This window comes from Planomonospora algeriensis, assembly GCF_977012225.1.
Window position 1 is genome coordinate 1 of sequence record NZ_CDRNDK010000542.1, and the last position, 3,810, is coordinate 3,810.

The 3,810-nt window shown below is 72.8% G+C and carries 3 protein-coding genes; 2 read left to right on the forward strand and 1 reads right to left on the reverse strand.

Translation table 11 applies throughout. From position 1 onward, the window contains the following. Positions 1-630: trimeric intracellular cation channel family protein (locus tag ACWJ6R_RS32055; protein ID WP_449065804.1), on the reverse strand; the 630-nt coding region annotated here is incomplete at its 3' end. A 206-nt stretch (positions 631-836) separates the two neighbouring features. Between ACWJ6R_RS32055 and ACWJ6R_RS32060 the strand changes: the two genes are divergently transcribed. After that, the gene (locus ACWJ6R_RS32060) at positions 837-2,675 is read left to right on the forward strand and encodes an AMP-dependent synthetase/ligase (protein ID WP_449065805.1); all 1,839 of its coding nucleotides are present in this window, start codon (positions 837-839) and stop codon (positions 2,673-2,675) included. A 121-nt stretch (positions 2,676-2,796) separates the two neighbouring features. Next, the gene (locus ACWJ6R_RS32065; protein WP_449065806.1) at positions 2,797-3,582 is read left to right on the forward strand and encodes a hypothetical protein; all 786 of its coding nucleotides are present in this window, start codon (positions 2,797-2,799) and stop codon (positions 3,580-3,582) included. Positions 3,583-3,810: the final 228 nt, after the last annotated feature.

Below are 3,810 nucleotides of genomic sequence, written 5' to 3' on the forward strand. Positions count from 1 at the left end.
GGCCTGCGACGCCTGCGCATCGGCCGCCGCGACGCCCCGGGCGAGCGGGGCGCGGAGCCGGAAGCGCACGGCGGCGATCCGCAGCCCGAAGGCCAGCACGGCCGCGGCGAGGGTGGCGGTCCAGCCGTGCAGGTCGAGGACGTAGAGCACGGCCATCACCGCCGAGCCGAGCATGGCCGGCACCGCGTAGAACTGGCGGTCGTAGAGCAGCACGGGGATCTGGCCGGAGAGCATGTCGCGCAGCACGCCGCCGCCGACCGCCGTGGTGACCCCGAGCAGGACGGAGTGCAGCGGGCTGAGACCGGCCACCAGCGCCTTCTCCGTGCCGACGGCGCAGAACAGTCCCAGGCCCGCCGCGTCGAACACGTTCACCACCGGCATCACCCGCTGGACGTGCGGGTGCCAGAAGAACACGATCACCGTGGCGGCCAGGGGCACCACCACGTAGCCGACGCTGAAGAAGGCGGCGGGCCGTACGTTGAGGATCAGGTCCCGCAGGATCCCGCCGCCCAGCGCGGTCACCGAGGCGAGGACGGCCATGCCGACCACGTCCAGCCGCCTGCGCACGCCGACGAGCGCTCCGGAGAGCGCGAAGACGAAGATTCCGACGAGATCGAGCAGCTGGGTCACCCGGAAATGATCCCATGACCGGGCCTATGGTCCTCCTGAGTCGGGCTCCCGCCCACCGCGTCGCGACGGCGGTGCGAGGCCGCGCGAAGGGCCCGTCCCGTCGGGGAACGGTCCGGTTCCTTATTTCCGCAAGGTCTTGTCTGCGCCGACCCGGTGTGGTGCGATGCATCCCAATCGTGCAAGTGAGCACTTTCTGGAGGCGCGTCATGGGTGAGGTCCTTGAGGTGCGCGCCGCGATCGAGCGGGAGATCGCGGGCCGTACCGTTTGCGCACAGCTGAAGGAGACGGCGGAGCAGAACCCTGACGCGCCCGCCTATTCCGACCCGATCGAGGGCGGCTGGTCCACCCTCACCTACGCCGAGGCCCGGCAGCGGGTCCTGGAGATCGCGGCCGGATTCGCCGCCCTCGGGGTGGAGTCCGGCGACACCGTCGCGCTGATGATGATCAACCGGAGCGAGCACGTGCTGGCCGACCTGGGGGCCGTGCACGCCGGGGCCGCGTCGTGCTCGGTCTACTCCACCTTCGCCCCCGATCAGATCGCCTTCGTCGCCGACAACGTCGGGGCGAAGGTCGCCGTGCTGGGCGGCGCGGCCGAACTGGCCCGCTGGGAGCCGATCCTCGGCGAGCTGCCCCGCCTGACCCGGATCGTGATGCTGGGCGACGTCCCGGCCGGCGACGACCGCTTCCTCGGCTGGGACGACTTCCTGGAGCTGGGCCGCGAGCGCCTGGCCGCCGCCCCGGCCGCGGTCGACGCCCGCTGGCAGGCGGTCCGGCCCGACGACGTCCTGACGGTCCTGTACACCTCCGGGACCACCGGCAACCCCAAGGGCGTGCCGCTCACCCACGCCAACGTGCTCTACGAGGTCGGCGCCACCGACCGGATGACCTCGCTGCCCACCCACGGCACGCAGATCTCCTACCTGACCTACGCGCACATCGCCGAGCGGGTGCTCAGCCTCTACCTGCCGCTGTTCAAGGTCTCGCACGTGCACTTCTGCACAGACCTGGCGAACCTGGGCGCGACGCTCGGGCAGGTCAAGCCGGTCATGTTCTTCGGCGTCCCGCGGGTGTGGGAGAAGATGATGGCCCGCCTGCAGTCGCTGCTGGCGACCCAGCCGGAGGAGCAGCAGGAGAACGTGCGCAAGGCGATGGCCGCCGGACTGGCCTACGTCGAGGCGGGCCAGCACGGGCAGGCGGTCGCGCCGGAGGTCCAGCAGGCCTACGACGCCGCCGACGCCGCGCTGCTCTCGATCATCCGCTCCATGATCGGATTCGACAACGCCCGCTGGCTGGCCACCGCCGCGGCCCCGATGCCCATCGAGGTCCAGCGGTTCTTCGCCGGCCTCGGCCTGAAGATCCTCGACGTGTACGGCATGACCGAGACGACGGGGGCGTTCACCGCCAACAGCCCCGAGAGCTACAAGCTCGGCACCGTCGGCCGCGCCGAACCCGGCGTCGAGGTCCGCATCGCCGAGGACGGCGAGATCCTCACTCGCAGCCCGCTCAACACCCGCGGCTACCTGAACCGCCCCGAGGCCAGCGCCGAACTGCTCGACCCCGACGGCTGGCTGCACACCGGGGACGTGGGCTCCGTCGACGAGGACGGCTTCGTCAGGATCGTCGACCGAAAGAAGGAGCTCATCATCACCGCCGGCGGGGAGAACATCTCCCCGGCCAACATCGAGAACCACCTCAAGGAGCACCCGCTCATCGGACAGGCCCTCGCCTACGGCGACGGCAGGCCGTACCCGGTGGCGATCCTCACCCTCGACGGCGAGGTCGCCCCCGGTTGGGCGCAGGCGCACGGGATCGGGCCCGCGACCCTGGCCGAGCTCGCCGAGCACCCCGACGTCCTCAAGGCCGTCGAGGCCGCCGTCGCGGCGGCCAACGAGAAGCTGGCCCGGGTCCAGCAGATCAAGCGCTGGCGCCTGCTGCCGGTGGAGTGGACGCCCGAGAGCGAGGAGCTCACCCCGAGCCTGAAGCTGAAGCGCCGCGTCGTGCACGCCAAGTACGCCGCGATCATCGACGAGATGTACGCCGGCTGACGGCACCGGAGCAGGGAGGCGTCCGTCCTCGGGAGGGGGGCGGGCGCTTTCCCGCCTCTTGGCCGTTCGCGGGCCTGTCGCCTCCACGGCCATTGCCAGGCGATATCTAGCGTTCCTGGTCATGACCTTCAGAGCTTTTCTCATCTCCCTGACGGCCGGGGCGTGCGCTCTGCCGGCGCTGGTGGCCACGGCCGCGCCCGTCGCCGCGGACGACCACGTGGCGATCCGCTCGATCACCCTGCGGCCGGCCTCCCCGGTGGTCCACCCGGACCGGCCGGTGCGCCTGGTCATCGAGGTGGTCGCCCGCGGGGTCTCCGGCCGGGACGGCGTGACGATCAAGGTCGAGCCCGGCGCGCCGCCCGTTTCCTCGCCGTCCGCTTCCTCGCAGTCCGCCTCCTCTCTGCCGGCCGACTCCCCGCAAGACTGGCAGCCGGGGCAGGAGAGCGCGCAGCGGCTGCCGGATCCGGGCTGGCGGACCTGGCGGTTCCTGCCGGAGCGGCGGCTGAACCGCTGGTACCCCACCGGGCAGTGGACCGTCACCGCCACCGCGAAGGGCGACGACGGCCACCGGGTCGTCCGGCACGCCGGCTTCCGGCTCCGGCACGCGACCGACTTCACCGCCCTCCAGGTCCGCCGGGCCGACAGGGGCGTGCAGGTCAGGGGTGTGCTGAACCGGATCGACCCGGAGGGCTACCTGGACTACGCCCCCTTCCCCCGCCAGCGGGTGGAGATCCTGCACCGGCCGGAGCGGGGGGCGGACTGGACGAAGGTGGCCACGGCCACGACGGACCGCGGCGGGCGCTTCATCCGCAAGGTGCGCGGGCACCGCGGCGGGGAGTGGCGGGTCCGCTTCCCCGGAACGAGCCGCCACGCCCCGGAGACGGAGACCGTCCGCCGGGCCGCCTGACCGCGCGGCGGACGGCGTCCGCCGCATGGCCCCCGGCAGGCGGTCTCCCGCCGCGCGGCTTCCATCGTGTCGCGTCCGCCGTGCGGCTTCCGGCGTGTGGGTTCCCGGCAGGCGGTCTCCCGGCCGGCGCGCCGACCGCCGGACGCCGTTCAGGCCAGGGCCTGCACCGCCGCGCCGAACACGGCGGGCAGGCGCCGCGCCGCCGGGACGCATCAGCCGCGCCGACGC

What these genes read in the sequence shown, in the direction of transcription:
- ACWJ6R_RS32060 (WP_449065805.1), top strand. Translation starts at nt 837, where the DNA reads ATGGGTGAGGTCCTTGAGGTGCGCGCCGCGATCGAGCGGGAGATCGCG.
- ACWJ6R_RS32065 (WP_449065806.1), top strand. Translation starts at nt 2,797, where the DNA reads ATGACCTTCAGAGCTTTTCTCATCTCCCTGACGGCCGGGGCGTGCGCT.